Below are 17,055 nucleotides of genomic sequence, written 5' to 3'. Positions count from 1 at the left end.
TTGAATCAAAAAATGTGGCTTATGCGTACGGCAGGCACGCGGTAACCAGGACCAGATCGTTTTTAGACACCATGCCTTTCGGACGCAGGTGACGTTTACGCTTGGTTGCTTTTTTGGTCAGAATATGACGCAGGTTAGCATGTTTACGCTTAAAACCACCGCTGCCGGTTTTTTTGAAGCGCTTGGCTGCACCACGTACAGTTTTAATTTTTGGCATTTTAATTAAATCCACTTCGCATTGTTAAACAACGAATCAGTGAGGCGAATAAAACCCACACAACGCAAGCGCTGCGCGGGTTCGATTACTTGGAAGCCTTACTGTTTCTTCTTGGGTGCGAGCACCATGATCATCTGGCGGCCTTCGATCTTCGTAGGGAAGGACTCGACCACTGCCAGATCCATATCTTCACACAGGTCTTTACGGACGCGGTTAAGCACTTCCATGCCGATCTGCTGGTGCGCCATTTCACGCCCGCGGAAACGCAGGGTGATTTTGGCTTTATCGCCGTCTTCCAGAAAGCGAATCAGGTTGCGTAGTTTGACCTGATAGTCGCCATCATCGGTACCAGGCCGGAATTTGATTTCCTTGACCTGAATAACTTTTTGTTTCTTCTTCTGCTCTTTCGTCGACTTGCTCTTCTCGTAGAGGAATTTGCCGTAATCCATGATTCGGCAAACCGGCGGTTCGGCGTTAGGACTGATCTCGACTAGATCGACGCCAGCTTCCTCAGCCTTTTCAAGAGCTTCTCTCAGACTGACAATACCAATCTGCTCGCCATCCAAACCTGTCAAGCGAACCTCTTGGGCGCGAATCTCTCCGTTGATGCGATTAGGGCGCGCCGGTTGAACTCGTTTTCCGCCTTTAATACTTTATTCCTCCAGTTGATGAAGACTACGGCTGCGAATCTCGTGCAGCAGCTTGTCTACGACTTCACTTACGTCCAGGCTTCCCAGGTCTTTGCCACGGCGGGTACGAACGGCAACTTTGCCTGCTTCGACCTCTTTGTCGCCGCACACCAGCATATAGGGAACCCGACGTAAAGTATGTTCGCGAATTTTAAAGCCAATCTTCTCATTTCTCAAGTCCGCTTTAACACGAATACCTGCATCTTGCAGTTTTTTGGTTAATTGCTGGACGTAATCAGACTGACCGTCGGTGATATTCATCACCACCACCTGCACAGGGGCGATCCAGGTTGGGTAGAACCCGGCGTACTCCTCGGTCAGAATACCGATGAAGCGCTCCATGGAGCCCAGAATAGCGCGGTGAATCATTACCGGCACCACGCGTTCGTTGTTTTCGCCAACGTACGACGCGCCTAAACGGCCCGGTAAGAAGAAATCGAGCTGCACGGTACCACATTGCCATGCACGATCCAAACAATCATGCAGAGTAAATTCAATTTTTGGTCCGTAGAACGCGCCCTCACCCGGCTGATATTCAAACGGAATGCCGTTCTCAGTCAGCGCGGCCGCCAGGTCGTCTTCCGCTCGGGTCCACATTTCGTCGGTGCCGATGCGTTTCTCCGGACGGGTGGATAATTTCACCGCAATCTTTTCGAAGCCAAAGGTGCCGTACATATCGTAGACCATTTTGATGCAGTCGTTCACTTCGGCGCGCACCTGATCTTCAGTACAGAAGATATGGGCGTCGTCCTGGGTGAAGCCGCGCACGCGCATCAGGCCGTGCAGCGAGCCTGACGGCTCATTACGGTGGCAGCTGCCGAACTCGCCCATGCGCAGCGGCAGGTCGCGGTAGGACTTCAGGCCCTGGTTAAAGATCTGCACGTGGCCCGGGCAGTTCATCGGCTTGATGCAGTATTCACGGTTCTCCGAAGAGGTGGTGAACATCGCGTCCTTGTAGTTATCCCAGTGGCCGGTTTTTTCCCACAGCACGCGGTCCATCATAAACGGACCTTTCACTTCCTGATACTGGTACTCTTTGAGCTTCACGCGCACAAAGGCTTCCAGCTCGCGGAAGATCGTCCAACCGTCGTTATGCCAGAACACCATGCCCGGCGCCTCTTCCTGCATGTGGTACAGGTCGAGCTGCTTGCCGATTTTACGGTGGTCGCGCTTGGCCGCTTCTTCCAGACGCTTCAGGTAGGCGTTCAGCTGCTTTTTGTCCGCCCAGGCGGTGCCGTATACGCGCTGCAGCATTTTATTTTTGCTGTCGCCGCGCCAGTAAGCGCCGGAGGTCTTCTGCAGCTTGAAGTGGTGGCAGAAACGCATGTTCGGCACGTGCGGACCGCGGCACATGTCGATATATTCTTCGTGGTGATACAGGCCCGGATGGTCATCGCGGCTGATGTTTTCATCCAGAATCGCCACCTTGTAGCTTTCGCCGCGGGCGGCGAAGGTGTCGCGGGCCTCTTGCCAGCTGACCTTTTTCTTGATGACGTCATAATCCTTGTCAGCCAACTCATGCATCCGCTTTTCCAGCAGATCCAGGTCTTCCTGCGTCAGGGTATGGTCCAGGTCAACGTCATAATAGAAACCGTTGTCGATCACCGGGCCGATGGCCATTTTGGTGTCCGGCCACAGCTGTTTGATGGCATGGCCCAGCAGGTGCGCGCAGGAGTGGCGCAGAATCTCCAGCCCCTCTTCGTCCTTGGCGGTGATAATCGCCAGTTGCGCATCGGATTCAATCAGATCGCAGGCGTCGACCAGTTCGCCGTTCACACGGCCGGCAATGCAGGCTTTCGCCAGGCCAGGGCCGATATCGCGGGCAACGTCCAGGGGGGATACGGCGTGGTCGTAATGACGCTGACTGCCGTCAGGAAGCGTAATAACAGGCATTAATCATTCCTTATCTACAGTGGTGACCCACACGACAGATCACATATAGAAAAACATTTTTGTTTAACATCGATGCGTTATTGGCGCTATTTAGCTTCACTCTGCCAAATATATACACGCACCGGCACAGAATTTGCGATGTGCCGAGGGTGTGACGCGATAACGGCGCACAGTGTAGCACCTTGCACGGGCGGACGGCTACCCGCGGCTTTTTCATCCAGGCCTGTTGACCGCGGATAAAAACGCAACCATGCCCGGACGCAGGCTCCGGGCATGGACAGCGTTCAATCACGCGCGTCGCTTACAGCGTCCCCCACTCACGCCGCTTGATTTCGCCCTGGTAGTTCTGGTCCAGATAGCTGCGATAGTCGCCATCCGCATACTGCCCGCCATCCCAACGCTTCAGCCTTCTTTGCGTCGCGGTATGCCCCGCCTCCACCAGGTATGTCTCCCCGTTAATCAGCAAATATTCGCCCGGCGCCGCCGTGGCCAGAATTTCCGTATAGCCGTCGCCGCGGTAATTATATAAGGCGTAGCCTTTCCAGTCCGGGTGGTACTGCAGCACCAGGCTGCCGCGCGTGAAGTTGATTTCTCCCGCGCCGTTTAAGTCAGAATAATGCCCGCGTTCGCAGGTGCCGATCGAGAAACGATTCGGGAAGTTGCCCGGGCTGCCCAGCGGCGATATCAGCGCCGGGAAGCCGTTTTCCTGCCCGCCCATAATAAACTGCCGGCCGACCAGGCTTCTGAGCGCGGCGATCGGATAGTCCGCCGTCGCCCCCAGCTCAATGATAAAGCGTTCAATCGCGGCGTGGGTATTTTCGCCAATACAAACCCGCGTCGCCATGCCGTTAAGCTTGATAGCGCTCTGCAGGCTGGAGAAAAAGTTGCCCTGAATCAGACAGTTGCCAGAGCTGTTAATCACCCTCAGGCCATAGGCCGTTTTACCGGCCGTACCGGCAATTTTGTTGTTGGTAATCACGTTATTGAATGAGCCGGAATGAATCCGGTTGCTGACAATGCCGATCCCCGCCACCTCGGCAATATCATTGCCGTTGATAACGGCGCCCGAACAGGACTCGATAAATATGCCGTTCTTGTTATTTCTTAAAATATTGCCGCTGATATTCATTTGGCGGGCGGTGCCGGACGCATTCTCCGGCGTATTACCTTCAATATCGATGCCATTATCCCCCGTATTCATCACGTAGTTCCCCGCGATGATAATCCCGTCGGGGCGCTCGGCCTGAATACCGATAAAGGCGACATCCTGAACATAACACGCGGTAACCTGGCTCTCTTTACAGCCATACGCCGACGTTGAACTGCCGCTGCGGCGTAAATAAATACCGCCGGCCTGGCCGACATTATTGTTATGCACCCGAACCTGATGAATGCGCACGCGTTGGGAATCGACGATATTGATCGCCACCATACTGGCAGCGGTGACCTGGGAGGCATTGCCGTCAAGGGTGATGCCTTCAATGCTGATATCGGTGCAGGCGCCGCTCCAGTTGGTCACGAGCGCGCCGGGGACGTTTCCTGCCGTACCGGGCATCAGCTTAATCGTCCCGTTGCCGCACAGCGTCACGCCCGAACGCATATTCAGGCAGCCAAAGCCGGCGGCCACCTCACCGGCGATCACGGTTGAAGCCGGATTTTTCGACACCATGTACGTTCTCGCCCCCAGCGTGACGCAACAGGGCGTTCCGTACGACAGATAAGACTGATGCGCCGCATCGATCGCCGCCTGAATTGCCGTGCGATCATCGGTCGCGCCGTCACCGGCAGCGCCGAACATTTCCGGGGTGTAATTGCCCTCGCCCACGGCGGCATACCTTTCCTGGTTCCCAGTCTGAACATGTTCCATATTGACTCTCCTCGTCGATATTGCTCTGTATAAACCTCATGCCCGGCTCACGAACCGGGCAGCGCCAGAGCATTTAAGAGGAAAGAGGAGAAAAAGCGGAGTCAATCGGGCCTGCTGAACCGCCACACAACATGCGCTATCGCGCCGTTAACGCCCCCACCGCCAGCAAAGTCCGCCCAGCATCACCAGGAAAACCAGCAGGGAAATCAACAGCCGCCGCCACAGCGGCCCTTTCAGGCAGGAGAAAACCAGATCGGTAATCTCACAGATCAACGTCAGCAGCGCGCCGATAATATTGATAATGACGTTTGCAATTATCTCAATCATGTCCCGGCTCATCGCTGCGCTGCGGGAAATCCGGCCATCTACAGGATGCCGGGAAAGCACGGCGCTTTCCCGGGGTGGCTACCATGTTACTTGCCGCCCGGCGCCTGTGCGCCGAGGATGCCTTTGCCTTCGGGCACTTCGGTAAAGTTCTTCAGGATTTCGCTGTAGGTCTGCGCCGGATCCAGCGTTTTAAACTGCGCCGGGTAGATAAATTTCGCCAGATACTCCAGCCCGACGATATTGTACGGATGGTTGTAGAAGTTATGGTAGATACCGTAGAAGCGCCCCTGTTTCACCGCGTCAATCTGAGCAAAGCCCGGGCGCTGCTTCATCCGCGTAAAGGCGTCGTCCACCTGCTTTTGCGTGACACCGTAACCAAACGGCACCGCGGCGTTGGTTTTACTCGCCCACTGCGAACCGGACACAATATACACCTGCGGCTTCATGCTGATAACTTTCTCCAGCGAAACGTCGCCGGTAGCGCCGGGCAGCAGCTCAGAGCCGATATTACGGGCGCCGACCGCCTCCACCAGCCCGCCCCAGCCGACGTGCGCATGGGTAAAGCAGCAGGACTCCAGACCGTTCAGCCCGGCTTTCGCTTCAATAAACACCAGCGGCTTGGGTTCAATCGCCTGGGTTTTCGCCACGATATTCTGATAGTGCTGCTGATAATAATCGGTGTACTGCTTGGCTTCTGGTTCGCGATCCAGCGCCTCTCCCAGCAAGGTCACGCTTTTCGGCGTGTTCTCCACCGGTTTGAGCATGGTGTCGATAAACAGTACCGGCACCCCCAGCGCTTTCAGCTGTTTGAGCACGCCGGTCTGTTCCAGCGACGGCTTGGAGCGCAGCTGGGCGATCATCAGATCCGGCTGTTTGGCGATCACGCTTTCCAGGTTCACCTCGCCATGGTCGCTAAAGCCCATATCGAGGATGTTATTGGCCGCCGGCCATTTGCTTTTCAGGATGTCCCAGGTTGCTCCGTCGCTCTTTTTCAGCAGGTTATTCCAGGCCACCAGGCGGCTGAACGGATCGGCGCGGTCCAGCAGCGCCAGCGTCAGAATATCACGGCCGTCCTGCACCACGACGCGCTTAGGCTCCTGCTTCAGCGTTACGCGCTGGCCGGAAGTGTCGGTTAAGGTTAACGGATATTGGGTCGCCAGGGCCTGGGCGGAGAAAACGCTGGCGCAGGCTAACACCAGCGGGATAATTCGACGGGACACACGCTGCTCCTTAGTAAAATATCAACCAGGAAAGCATAATGAGAATTACTTTTATTATCAAAATCCAACGGTGCTTTTCAGCGCCTTAATTGCAAACAGGTGTTAACCGGCAGCGGAAAGCGGCGCATCCTGACGATGCGCCGGCGGTGTTACATCAGTCCGTAAATCAACGCCGACAGGGCAATCAGCCCCATCACCAGAACAAAAACATTGCTCAGGGCGCGGTACTTATGCATCGACGGCACGGCCCGCACCGCGTACATCGGCAGGATAAACAGGATCACCGCGATCAGCGGGCCGCTGATGGTCTCGATGATATGCAGCGCGCTCGGGTTCCATACCGTCGCCGCCCAGGTGAGCAGGAACAGCACCAGCGCAGAGACACGGTGCGTAGTGCGTGAGCTCAGCGGCTTACCCAGCGCCCGGGTGACGCCGTCAATCAGGCTGGTCGCCCCTTCGGTAACTCCCAGCGAGGTGCCGAGGTAGGATTTCGCCATCGCCAGCATCGCCATGATCGGTCCCAGATAGGCGATCAGCGGGTTGGAGAACTTGTTCGCCAGCGTGGTCAGCACGGTAATGTTCTGCGCTTTGGCCTGCTCCATATCCTGGTAAGACAGGCTCAGCACGCAGCTGAAGACGAAGAACAGCACGGTGACGCAGATCAGCATGTAGCTGTAGCGCATAATCCGCGCGCAGCGGCGCTCCGCCCTGTCGCCGTACAGGCTCTTCTGCGTCGAGGCGAAGGAAGAGATGATCGGCGCATGGCTGAAGGAGAACACCATCACCGGCACCGCCAGCCACAGCGAATGCCACAGCGACGGGCTGTCAAACTGCGTGCTCATCAGCCCCTGGGTGAAATGCGCGGTATTCCAGCTCGGGACCAGATACAACGAGATGCCCATCAGGAACACCAGCAGCGGGAAGACCAGCATGCCCATCGCGGCGACAATGCCGTCTTTGCCGCGCAGCAGCACCAGATTCAGCACCGCCACCACCGCCAGGCTCAGCCACAGGCGCGGCGGCGGCGTGACGTGGAACTGGTGGATCAGGAAGCTGTCCAGCGCATTGGTGATCGAAATGCTGTACACCAGCACAATCGGGAAAAACGCCAGCAGATAAAGCACCATGATAATTTTGCCGGCCAGCACGCCAAAGTGCTCCACCACCACATCATGGATATTGCCGTCACGGCTGGAGCCGGACAGCACAAACCGGCTCAGGGCGCGGTGCGGCAGATAGGTCAGCGGAAAGGCGAACAGCGCCATCAGCAGCAAAACCAGCGGGCCGTTCAGGCCGGCGTTAATCGGCAGAAACAGCGTGCCGGCGCCCACCGCCGTAGCATATAACCCGAACATCCATACGGTGTCCGTTTTGTTCCAGCGCGACGATGGCGGGGTCGCCAGCGCGCCGGTATCCGGAGAAATAGTACTCATGAGACAGCTTACCTTAATCTGTAACGACAACGATTGCGCTCAACGGAACTTCCCTCTCCGCGATATTTTATTTTATAATTCAATAGGTTAATAAATAAAACCATCTGATTGCCTGTTGGAAGGACGGCAAAGGATAATTAAAAATGCAGGATGGGTCTATGTTTATGCGGTTAACTGCGTGCTTCGTGAACGATTAATCCATAGTTCCCGTACGGGTTCAGCATAATCATGCACGGTCAGCGTAAAAAACAGGGAAAGTATCAGCGAAGGGTGACGAGGGTTAATGTGCTGATTTTTACGCCGATGGTAAACCCTTAGAACGCGCAGAAGAAAGCGTCGCGGCTTAATCGTTAACGCCCATGCGGGCATTAAGAGAAGGTCAAATCTGCCGGGCGGCTATATAAAAAAGGCCCCTTGCGGGGCCTGTACGTTTATCGATAAGCAATCGTCGTTATTTATGCGCGTCCGGATGGTCCGGCACCGCGGCGCTGCCCATCTCTTTCTCGTCGCGGATCATTGAGCGGTCCTTACGCACCGCGGCAACGTCCGCCGCGCTGACAGCGTCGGCCTTGTTGCCCCAACTGGTGCGGATAAAGTTCACCACGTCCGCCACCTGCTGGTCGTTGAGACGCCAGCCGAACGGCGGCATGGTGATGTTGGACACCGCCCCCTTCACCGCCGGCGTGGTGTTGCCGGTCAGCACGATATGGATCAGCGAGGTGGCGTCCTCGGTCTGCACGACCGGGTTGCCCTTCAGCGCCGGGAAGGCACGTTTATAGCCCACGCCGTCGGTGCGGTGGCAGGCCGCGCAGTTATCCACGTACAGCGCCGCTCCCGGCTTGCTGTCGTCGCCGCGCCACAGATCTTTGGCGACGCTGTCTTCCACCGGCGCCGCCTGCTGCTTACCGCCCTTCGGCGGCAGCGTTTTCAGGTAGCGGGCGATGGCGGTCAGGTCTTCGTCGCTCAGATACTGCAGGCTGTGCTCTACCACGTCGCTCATGCCGCCAAATACGATCGCCTTGTCGTTACGGCCGGTTTTCAGGAACTCGGTCAGCTCGGCTTCGCTCCAGCTGCCCAGGCCGTCGCGGTTCTCACCGCGCAGGCTGGAGGCGACCCAGCCGTCAATCGGCGCATTGCTGCCGGACAGGTAGTCGTCGCCCTCTTTCTCGTTCAGCGCCTTTTCCTGCATGGTGATGCTGCGCGGCGTGTGGCAGGCGCCACAGTGGCCCAGCCCTTCAACCAGATAACGACCGCGCTCCGTCACCGGATCGGCTTGCGCATCCGCCACAAAATCGGCCGGCGCCGGCGCAAACATGCCGCGCCAGATGCTCAGCGGCCAGCGCATTGACAGCGGCCACGGAATATCGGAGTCCTTGTTGGCCTCTTCCACCGGCTGGACGCCGTGCATAAAGTAGGCGTACATGGCGCGCATATCGTCTTCTTTGATCACCGCAAACGACGGGAACGGCATCGCCGGGTACAGCGTGCTGCCATTTTTGGCGACGCCCTTGCGTACCGCGTTGTCGAAGTCTTCGAAGCTGTAATCACCGATGCCGGTTTTCTTGTCCGGCGTAATGTTGGTGGAGTAAATGGTGCCGATCGGCGTCTCCATCGCCAGACCGCCGGCAAACTCTTTGCCGCTTTTGCCGTTGGTGTGGCAGGCCACGCAGTCGCCGGCGCGCGCCAGATACTCACCCCGTTTGATCAGCTCGCTGCTGACCGTGGCGTCCTGCGCGAACGCAGAGAAACTCAGAGCACTGGCGACCAGTGCGGGAATTATTGCTTTCATCATCAGCCGTCCTTATGCCTGCACCAGTGGGCCCGGGTTCTTCAGATACTGCTCGCGGATCGCGCGCGCAGACCAGTACGCCAGCGCCGCAACGGTGCCGGTCGGGTTGTAGCCCAGCCCCTGCGGGAAGGCCGACGCGCCGATAGAGAACACATTGTGTACGTCCCAGCTCTGCAGGTAACGGTTCACCGCGCTGGTCTTCGGATCTTCCCCCATCACCGCGCCGCCGTTCATATGGGTAGTCTGGTAACTGGTGGTATCGAAGTGGCTGTCGGCATTTTTCGGGCTGCCGATGATATGTTTCGGGTTCATCGCCTTGGCAATCGGTTCCATCTTATTGAACATGAACTGCGCCATCTTGATGTCGTTTTCCTGCCAGTCGAAGGTCATACGCAGCAGCGGCTGGCCGAACACGTTTTTGTAGTTCGGATCCAGGTCCAGATAGTTGTTGCGATAAGACTGGTGCGCGCCGTGGGCGTCCATCGACACGTGGTGGGTGTAGGCATCCGCCACCGCCGCTTTCCACTCGCTGCCCCAGTTTGGCGTGCCCGCCGGCGTTGGTACGCCGGAGATCGGTTTGGTGCCCGCCTGGTTGACCCAGAACGGCGAACCGCCGACAAAGCCCTCTTTCGCATGGTCGAAGTTATCGGCGTTGAAGTCATCCACCCCGACGCCGTTGCCGCCGGCGCCGATAAACGGGTTGGTGTGCACATTCTTGTCGAAGAACGCCTTGATGGTGGTCATGTTCTGGTAGGCGAAGTTACGCCCGACCACGCCTTCGCCGGTCACCGGATCGTACGGTTTGCCGATGCCGGACAACAGCATCAGGTGCACGTTGTGGAACTGGAAGGCGCCGAGGATCACCAGATCGGCCGGCTGTTCCACCTCACGACCCTGCGCGTCGACATAGGTTACGCCGGTGGCGCGGGATTTATCGTCGGTCAGGTTCACTTTCAGCACGTTGGCGTTGGTACGCAGCTCAAAGCGTTTTTCCATCCGCAGCGCCGGCAGAATGTTCACGTTCGGCGAAGCTTTAGAATACATATAGCAGGCGTAGCCGCTGCAGAAACCGCAGAAGTTGCACGGACCCATCTGCGCGCCGTACGGGTTGGTGTAGGAATCCGAGGTGTTGGCGGACGGCAGGTTATACGGGTGATAGCCCACCTCACGCGCGGCCTTTTCAAACAGCTGCGCGGAATAGGTGTTTTTCTGCGCCGGCAGCGGGAAATCCTCGGAGCGATCCGGCGCAAAGCGGTTGCCGCCCTTGCCTTCGCCGACCACTTTGCCCTTGATCGACCAGGCAGTGCCGGAGGTGCCGAACACCTTCTCCGCCTTATCGAAGTACGGTTCCAGTTCGTCGTAGGTCACGCCGAAGTCCTGGATGGTCATATCCTTCGGAATAAAGTTCTTGCCATAGCGCTCTTCATAGTGGCTGCGCATCCGCAGTTCGATCGGATCGACGCGGAAATGGACGCCCGACCAGTGCAGGCCGGCGCCGCCGACGCCGGTGCCCGGCAGGAACGCCGCCAGCTGACGGTACGGCACCGCGGTCTGGCTGCTGTTGTGACGGATGGTGACCGTGCTTTTCGACAGATCCTGGAACAGCTTACGGCGAATATTGTAGGTCAGCTCGTCGATCACCTGCGGGTAAGAGCCGTCCGGATAGGTATCGCGCATCGGGCCGCGCTCCAGCGCCACCACATTCAACCCGGCTTCGGTCAGCTCTTTCGCCATAATGGCGCCGACCCAGCCGAACCCGACGATTACCACGTCCTTTTTCTTCATTAGCGTTGCCATTGTTATCCCCTTTCCCCACGAATTGATACCGGCGGGAAGGGATAACGTTCCCCTCGCTCAACCCAGTCCATAAAGTCGGCGCGAGCGCCCGGAAAATTAATCAGCTTCCAGCCGACCATGTCTTTGTTGCCGCCATGGATCGGATCGCTGAAGAAACCTTCACGGGTGTTTTGCAGCAGGTAGGAGAAAAACAGTTTGGACGGCAGCTGCTCGAACGCCGCTTTACCGGCCTCCATATCCTGCAGCAGCGCATCTTTCTGCGCATCCGTCAGCTCGGCAAACACTTTACCGTGCTGTTTTTTACTGTAGGCGTCCGCCTCGGCGATGCCCAGGTTATAAATCTGCTTCGGCACCAGCGGCAGCTGGTAGCCCATCTCTTTCGGCACATCAGGGTTGAATGGCCCCTGCATATACCAGATGGAGCCGGTAGCGTACGGCGTATTCATCTGACGATCGATAAACTCCGGCACGCCGGCTTCCAGCGCCCCCGGGCCGCGATCGTCGGCCGGAATCAAACGCGCCACCGCGGCGTTGATAAAGGCCCACTCTTCAGGCGTGAAGAAGGTCGGTTGGTAGTCATGGTTTTTTGGTGCGTCATCAGCGGCAACGGCCGGTGCGGGAGCCGTCAGCGCGCCAACGCTGCTGCCACCGATCACCGCTGCAGGAATCAAGGTCACCGATTTCAGTAAGAAATCGCGCCGAGAATTGTTAGTTTTATTGTCCGACATATCACATTCCATCCAAATATAATCACAACTATTTAACCTCAACCGTGCGGTTGATGCGGGTTTTAAAAATATTTTGTAACCTTTTTGTCTATTTATTGAAGGCCAAAAAGTAAACTTTAGCAAAAATGTTACCGGTAACTTATTGAATGGACGCAAAGAATTGCCTTGCCGACCCGCATGAACTTTTCGTGCGGTTTTTTCATAATTCTCGGCAGGAATGATTAGAAATGGGAGCTTGGTCGCTTTTTTTAGCTACTAAAGGGAGAAAAACCGGTCAATTTGCAACCGGTTTGTAACATTTATCACAGACTATTCCATCGCCTGATAGGCGGTGGTCACTTTCCACAGGTAACGCGGTGCCTGCGGCGCCGGATGTTTCTTTTGAATATGCTGGTAAAACTCGTCCGGGGTCAGCTGATTAATGCGGTTGACCGCCACGCGCCGATCCGAGGAAAACGTACGCAGCATAGCGCCCGCACCGTTGGCGTAAGAGACGATGGTGGCGTATTGCCGCGTTTTCGGATCGTTGATCCCGGCCAGCTGCGCCTGGAGGATATTGATATAGGCCGCGCCCAGATCGATATTCACCGCCGGATCTTTCAGCTCCCGCGAACTTGGCTGCCCGCGTCGCCCTTTCATCCGGTAGGCGTCACGCCCGGCGGTCGACGCCTTGAGCTGCATCAGCCCTACCGCGTTCGACTTGCTCACCGCCAGAGGATTAAAACCGGATTCCACCTGAATAATGGCCTTAATCAGGTTTTCATCCACGCCGTAATTGCTGGCGGCCTGGCGAATATAGTCGCTGTACGCCACCGGCGTACCGGTGTGGTTGCTCGCTGTCTGCTGCGGCGACGGCGGCTGCAGCCAGCCCCCGGAAGGGGTGCCGCCAGCGCCCGTTGTGCTGCTGGTGGTCTGCGGGTCTTTCGCACAGCCCGCTAAAAGCGTAATTGCCATCAGGCAACCAATCTTGGTTCTCACGGAATCCTTCACTCCTTTCAATGAGTTGCGTCGCATAGACAACGGTTAAGGACGCCTGCATCACTTTTTTGGTCTATTCTCAAGCTATCCATATACCAAGAGGTGATTTATGAGTCAATCGGCAACCACGTGTTTTGTGGTGACTTTTCACTATCAGGAGGCCGGATTAACCGATTTGGCGAAGCTCACCGGCCAGCTGACCCGCGAGGGTTTCACCACCACCGTGGTAGATGAAAACGGGGTTTCTCACGAGCTGGGCAGCAATAGCTATGCGATTATTACTGCGCTAAATCAACAGGATGTCGAAAAGCTGGCGCAGGGAATGGGACAGGTTGCGTTAGGAAAAACGCCGCAGGTCACGCTGATCGCCTGGGATGAATATGTCAGACAGTTACATGAGGATACATAAAACCGCCGCCGTTAATCCGATGAAAATAATTCGCCACCAGCGACATGTGACGCTTGACCTGCGCTCAGTTGATATTGATAATCATTTTCATTTAACCTCTAGGGAGTCACCATGCCGCTGAAACACCACGTGTTACCACCGTTGCGCCGGTTAGTCCGCGCCGCCCGTCCGCTTACCCTGTGCGCCCTGCTGTGCGCCGGCACCCTGCTCAGCCCCGCCGCCTCGGCGGAAAAGAAGCTGCACGTGGTGACCACCTTCACCATTATTCAGGACATTGCGCAAAATGTGGCAGGTGACGCCGCGGTAGTGGAATCCATCACCAAACCCGGCGCGGAAATCCACGATTACCAGCCCACCCCGCGCGATATCGTCAAGGCGCAGCACGCCGATTTGATCCTGTGGAACGGCATGAATCTGGAACGCTGGTTCCAGCGCTTCTTTGAAAATATCAAACAGGTGCCCGCCGCCGTCGTCACCGAAGGCATTACCCCGCTGCCGATCCGCGAAGGGCCATACAACGGCAACCCTAACCCGCACGCCTGGATGTCGCCCACCAACGCGCTGGTCTATATCGAAAATATCCGCCAGGCGCTGGTCAAACACGATCCGGCCAATGAGCAGGTCTACAACCGCAACGCCAAGGCCTACAGCGCGAAGATCGCCGCGCTCGACGCGCCGCTGCGTGAACGCCTGGCGCGTATTCCCGCCGCGCAGCGCTGGCTGGTCACCAGCGAAGGCGCCTTCAGCTATCTGGCAAAGGATTATCAGTTGAAAGAGATCTATCTGTGGCCGATCAACGCCGATGAACAGGGCACGCCGCAACAGGTGCGCCGGGTGATTGACGCGGTGCGCAGCCACCATATCCCGGTCGTGTTCAGCGAAAGCACCATTTCCGATAAGCCGGCCAAACAGGTCGCCAAAGAAACCGGCGCGCAGTACGGCGGCGTGCTGTATGTCGATTCGCTCTCCGCCGCCGGCGGGCCGGTGCCGACCTACATCGATCTGCTGAATGTCACCGTGCAGACCATCGCCAAAGGATTTAAACAATGAGTGCCGAGACCTTTATCCGGCCGGCGCTGCGCGTCGACGATGTCACCGTGACCTATAACAACGGCCACACCGCCATTTTCGACGCCAGCTTTACCCTCGACGGCGGCGCCATCTGCGCGCTGGTCGGCGTCAACGGCAGCGGCAAGTCGACGCTGTTTAAAACCATTATGGGGCTGGTGCGCCCCACCCGCGGCCAGGTGGCGCTGAACGATAAACCGATCGCCGCCGCGCTGAAGAAAAACCTGGTCGCCTACGTGCCGCAAACCGAAGACGTGGACTGGAACTTCCCGGTGCTGGTGGAGGACGTGGTGATGATGGGGCGCTACGGCAAAATGAACTTCCTGCGTATCCCCACGCGTGAGGATCGCGAGCGAGTCGCCGCCGCGCTGGAGCGCGTGGGGCTGACCGCCCTGCGCCACCGGCAGATCGGCGAGCTGTCCGGCGGCCAGAAAAAGCGGGTGTTCCTGGCGCGCGCGCTGGCGCAGCAGGGCACGGTGCTGCTGCTGGACGAACCCTTTACCGGCGTCGATGTGAAAACCGAGAACGCCATTATCGACCTGCTGCGGGCGCTGCGCGATGAAGGGCATCTGATCCTGGTGTCCACCCATAACCTCGGCAGCGTGCCCGAGTTCTGCGACCGGGTGATCCTGATCAACCGCACCGTGCTGGCCGCCGGGCCGACGGCCACCACCTTCACCCAGAGCAATCTGGAGCAGGCCTTTGGCGGCGTACTGCGCCATATCAATCTCTCCGGCACCGACCTGCACGATGACAACGACCCGCGCACCCTGACGGTGCTGACCGATGACGAGCGTCCGGCGGTGTTCTACGGCCACAGCAAAAGCGATCCGCCGGCCAAAAGCCAGCCGCAAGGGAAAAAGGAGCAACGGTCCTGATGGTGGAAATCCTGCTGCAGCCCTTTAACTACAACTATATGGTGAAGGCCATCTGGGTCAGCGCCATCGTCGGCGCGGCCTGCGCCTTCCTGTCCGCCTACCTGATGCTGAAGGGCTGGTCGCTGATGGGCGACGCGCTGTCGCACTCGGTGGTGCCCGGCGTGGCCGGCGCCTACGCGCTGGGGCTGCCCTACGCCGCCGGCGCCTTCTTCACCGGCATGCTGGCGGCGCTGGCGATGACGCTGGTGCGCCATATCACCCGCCTGCGCGAAGACGCGATTATCGGCTTTATCTTCTCCACCTTTTTCGCCGCCGGCCTGCTGATCGTCTCCCTGAACCCGACCTCGGTCAACGTCCAGTCGATTATCTTCGGCAATATTCTCGGCATCGCCGATGAAGACGTGCTGCAGGTGGAAATTATCATCGGCGTTTCGCTGCTGATCCTCTGCCTGTTGTGGAAAGATCTGCTGGCGGTGTTTTTCGACGAAAGCCACGCCGTCTCCATCGGTCTGTCGCCGCTGCGGCTGAAAATTCTGTTTTTCACCCTGCTCAGCGCCTGTACCGTCGCGGCGCTGCAAACCGTCGGGGCGATACTGGTGATCGCCATGGTGATCACCCCCGGCGCTACCGCCTATCTGCTGACCGACCGCTTCAGCCGGCTGATCGTCATCGCCCTGTGCATCGGCGCGCTGACCAGCGCCGCCGGCGCCTACCTGAGCTTCTTCCTTGACGGCGCCACCGGCGGCGTGATCGTTACGCTGCAAACCCTGGTGTTTCTGCTGGCGTTCGTCCTGGCGCCCAAACATGGCCTGCTGGCGTCCCGACGCCGGGCCGCACACCACGCCGGCCCGCAGGAGGAAGAGTGATGGAGCTGCTGTATCAATGGCTGAGTGAGCCGTTCGCCTACCCGTTTATGCAGCGGGCGATTATTGCCGCCATCGTCACCGGCGTCGTCTGCGCGGTGCTCTCCTGCTATCTGGTGCTCAAAGGCTGGTCGCTGATGGGCGACGCCATCTCACACGCGGTGCTGCCCGGCATCGTGGTGGCGTTCGTCACCGGTATTCCGCTGGCCATCGGCGCCTTTCTGTCCGGGATTTTCTGCGCGCTGGCTACCGGCTACCTGAAAGAGCACAGCCGGGTCAAAGAAGACACCGTGATGGGCATCGTCTTTTCCGGCATGTTCGCCTTCGGCCTGGTGCTGTTTTCTCGGGTGGATACCGACCAGCACCTCAGCCATATCCTGTTCGGCAATATGCTCGGCATTACCGACGGCGAGCTGCGGCAAACGCTGTGGATTGCCGGCATTACGCTGGCGGTGGTGTTGCTCAAGCGCAAAGACTTTATGCTGTACTGCTTTGACCCCAGCCACGCGCGCGCCGTCGGCCTGCCGGTCAAACTGCTGCACTACGGCCTGCTGTGCCTGCTGGCGCTGACCATCGTCGCCGCGCTGCAGGCGGTGGGGGTGATACTGGTGATCGCCATGCTGATCGCGCCGGGCATTATCGCTTTCCTGCTGTGCCGTAGTTTTGATCGCATGCTGCTGGTCGCCATCGTGGCGTCGGTCTTCTCCTGTGTGCTTGGTACGCTGATCAGTTTCCAGATAGACGGCGCCACCGGCCCCTGCATCGTCCTGGTGCAGGCGGTGCTGTTCGTGCTGGCGCTGCTGTACAGCCGCTGGCGCACGTTACGCCGTCACGCCTCCGCAACGTTGGAAACCGCCGCGCGCCGCTGATAATGGACCAATAAAAATGGTGATAACCGG

16 protein-coding genes are annotated in these 17,055 nt (G+C 58.0%); 5 read left to right on the top strand and 11 right to left on the bottom strand.

The window, feature by feature from the left end:
• Positions 1–19: 19 nt before the first annotated feature.
• The 11 genes from rpmI to I6G83_RS16855 all read right to left on the bottom strand — a co-directional run bounded on the left by rpmI (position 20) and on the right by I6G83_RS16855 (position 12,938).
• Positions 20–217 (bottom strand): 50S ribosomal protein L35, encoded by a 198-nt coding sequence (rpmI, locus tag I6G83_RS16905; protein ID WP_004931418.1) that lies wholly within the window; start codon positions 215–217, stop codon positions 20–22.
• Positions 218–315: 98 nt separating this feature from the next.
• A complete protein-coding gene (infC, locus tag I6G83_RS16900; protein WP_015672100.1) occupies positions 316–867 on the bottom strand; it encodes a translation initiation factor IF-3 in 552 nt (183 codons plus the stop codon).
• A 3-nt stretch (positions 868–870) separates the two neighbouring features.
• Positions 871–2,799 carry a threonine--tRNA ligase gene (gene thrS / locus I6G83_RS16895; RefSeq protein WP_015672099.1) on the bottom strand — a complete coding sequence of 643 codons (1,929 nt, stop codon included), beginning with the start codon at positions 2,797–2,799 and terminating at the stop codon, positions 871–873.
• Between the two features lie 301 nt (positions 2,800–3,100).
• A complete protein-coding gene (locus I6G83_RS16890; RefSeq protein ID WP_082394686.1) occupies positions 3,101–4,666 on the bottom strand; it encodes a right-handed parallel beta-helix repeat-containing protein in 1,566 nt (521 codons plus the stop codon).
• A gap of 147 nt (positions 4,667–4,813) precedes the next feature.
• Positions 4,814–4,993 (bottom strand): hypothetical protein, encoded by a 180-nt coding sequence (locus I6G83_RS16885; protein ID WP_126532951.1) that lies wholly within the window; start codon positions 4,991–4,993, stop codon positions 4,814–4,816.
• A gap of 86 nt (positions 4,994–5,079) precedes the next feature.
• The gene (locus I6G83_RS16880; RefSeq protein ID WP_054307192.1) at positions 5,080–6,213 is read right to left on the bottom strand and encodes an ABC transporter substrate-binding protein; all 1,134 of its coding nucleotides are present in this window, start codon (positions 6,211–6,213) and stop codon (positions 5,080–5,082) included.
• A gap of 149 nt (positions 6,214–6,362) precedes the next feature.
• Positions 6,363–7,646 (bottom strand): SLC5/6 family protein, encoded by a 1,284-nt coding sequence (locus I6G83_RS16875; RefSeq protein ID WP_054307193.1) that lies wholly within the window; start codon positions 7,644–7,646, stop codon positions 6,363–6,365.
• Between the two features lie 451 nt (positions 7,647–8,097).
• Positions 8,098–9,435: a c-type cytochrome gene (locus I6G83_RS16870; protein WP_041412076.1), complete on the bottom strand. Its 1,338-nt coding sequence runs from the start codon at positions 9,433–9,435 to the stop codon at positions 8,098–8,100.
• Between the two features lie 12 nt (positions 9,436–9,447).
• Positions 9,448–11,232, bottom strand: a complete 1,785-nt coding sequence (locus I6G83_RS16865; RefSeq protein ID WP_054307194.1) for a GMC family oxidoreductase — start codon at positions 11,230–11,232, stop codon at positions 9,448–9,450.
• Between the two features lie 2 nt (positions 11,233–11,234).
• Positions 11,235–11,960, bottom strand: a complete 726-nt coding sequence (locus tag I6G83_RS16860; protein ID WP_015672092.1) for a gluconate 2-dehydrogenase subunit 3 family protein — start codon at positions 11,958–11,960, stop codon at positions 11,235–11,237.
• A 309-nt stretch (positions 11,961–12,269) separates the two neighbouring features.
• Entirely contained in the window at positions 12,270–12,938 is a 669-nt protein-coding gene (locus tag I6G83_RS16855; protein ID WP_054307195.1) for a transglycosylase SLT domain-containing protein, read from the bottom strand.
• Positions 12,939–13,047: 109 nt separating this feature from the next.
• Here I6G83_RS16855 and ghoS point away from each other — a divergent pair, with 109 nt between their 5' ends.
• From ghoS to I6G83_RS16830, 5 genes are all read left to right on the top strand, one after another.
• Positions 13,048–13,347: a type V toxin-antitoxin system endoribonuclease antitoxin GhoS gene (ghoS, locus tag I6G83_RS16850; RefSeq protein ID WP_054307196.1), complete on the top strand. Its 300-nt coding sequence runs from the start codon at positions 13,048–13,050 to the stop codon at positions 13,345–13,347.
• Between the two features lie 111 nt (positions 13,348–13,458).
• Entirely contained in the window at positions 13,459–14,397 is a 939-nt protein-coding gene (locus I6G83_RS16845) for a metal ABC transporter substrate-binding protein (RefSeq protein ID WP_054307197.1), read from the top strand.
• Entirely contained in the window at positions 14,394–15,293 is a 900-nt protein-coding gene (locus I6G83_RS16840) for a manganese/iron ABC transporter ATP-binding protein (protein ID WP_054307198.1), read from the top strand. Before I6G83_RS16845 ends, I6G83_RS16840 begins: the two co-directional genes overlap by 4 nt.
• Positions 15,293–16,159, top strand: coding sequence for an iron/manganese ABC transporter permease subunit YfeC (yfeC, locus tag I6G83_RS16835; RefSeq protein WP_015672086.1), 867 nt, complete (start codon positions 15,293–15,295; stop codon positions 16,157–16,159). The genes I6G83_RS16840 and yfeC overlap by 1 nt, the downstream gene beginning before the upstream one ends.
• Complete coding sequence (locus tag I6G83_RS16830; protein ID WP_054307199.1) at positions 16,159–17,025, top strand: metal ABC transporter permease; 867 nt, start codon at positions 16,159–16,161, stop codon at positions 17,023–17,025. Before yfeC ends, I6G83_RS16830 begins: the two co-directional genes overlap by 1 nt.
• Positions 17,026–17,055 lie beyond the last annotated feature (30 nt).

The organism is Serratia rubidaea, from assembly GCF_016026735.1.
Lineage (GTDB): Bacteria > Pseudomonadota > Gammaproteobacteria > Enterobacterales > Enterobacteriaceae > Serratia_B > Serratia_B rubidaea.
Note: the sequence above shows the minus strand (reverse complement) of the source record. Positions and strands in the feature narration are given on the sequence as shown.

What these genes read in the sequence shown, in the direction of transcription:
- rpmI (WP_004931418.1), bottom strand. Translation starts at nt 217, where the DNA reads ATGCCAAAAATTAAAACTGTACGTGGTGCAGCCAAGCGCTTCAAAAAA.
- thrS (WP_015672099.1), bottom strand. Translation starts at nt 2,799, where the DNA reads ATGCCTGTTATTACGCTTCCTGACGGCAGTCAGCGTCATTACGACCAC.
- I6G83_RS16890 (WP_082394686.1), bottom strand. Translation starts at nt 4,666, where the DNA reads ATGGAACATGTTCAGACTGGGAACCAGGAAAGGTATGCCGCCGTGGGC.
- I6G83_RS16885 (WP_126532951.1), bottom strand. Translation starts at nt 4,993, where the DNA reads ATGATTGAGATAATTGCAAACGTCATTATCAATATTATCGGCGCGCTG.
- I6G83_RS16875 (WP_054307193.1), bottom strand. Translation starts at nt 7,646, where the DNA reads ATGAGTACTATTTCTCCGGATACCGGCGCGCTGGCGACCCCGCCATCG.
- I6G83_RS16870 (WP_041412076.1), bottom strand. Translation starts at nt 9,435, where the DNA reads ATGAAAGCAATAATTCCCGCACTGGTCGCCAGTGCTCTGAGTTTCTCT.
- I6G83_RS16865 (WP_054307194.1), bottom strand. Translation starts at nt 11,232, where the DNA reads ATGGCAACGCTAATGAAGAAAAAGGACGTGGTAATCGTCGGGTTCGGC.
- I6G83_RS16860 (WP_015672092.1), bottom strand. Translation starts at nt 11,960, where the DNA reads ATGTCGGACAATAAAACTAACAATTCTCGGCGCGATTTCTTACTGAAA.
- ghoS (WP_054307196.1), top strand. Translation starts at nt 13,048, where the DNA reads ATGAGTCAATCGGCAACCACGTGTTTTGTGGTGACTTTTCACTATCAG.
- I6G83_RS16845 (WP_054307197.1), top strand. Translation starts at nt 13,459, where the DNA reads ATGCCGCTGAAACACCACGTGTTACCACCGTTGCGCCGGTTAGTCCGC.
- I6G83_RS16840 (WP_054307198.1), top strand. Translation starts at nt 14,394, where the DNA reads ATGAGTGCCGAGACCTTTATCCGGCCGGCGCTGCGCGTCGACGATGTC.
- yfeC (WP_015672086.1), top strand. Translation starts at nt 15,293, where the DNA reads ATGGTGGAAATCCTGCTGCAGCCCTTTAACTACAACTATATGGTGAAG.
- I6G83_RS16830 (WP_054307199.1), top strand. Translation starts at nt 16,159, where the DNA reads ATGGAGCTGCTGTATCAATGGCTGAGTGAGCCGTTCGCCTACCCGTTT.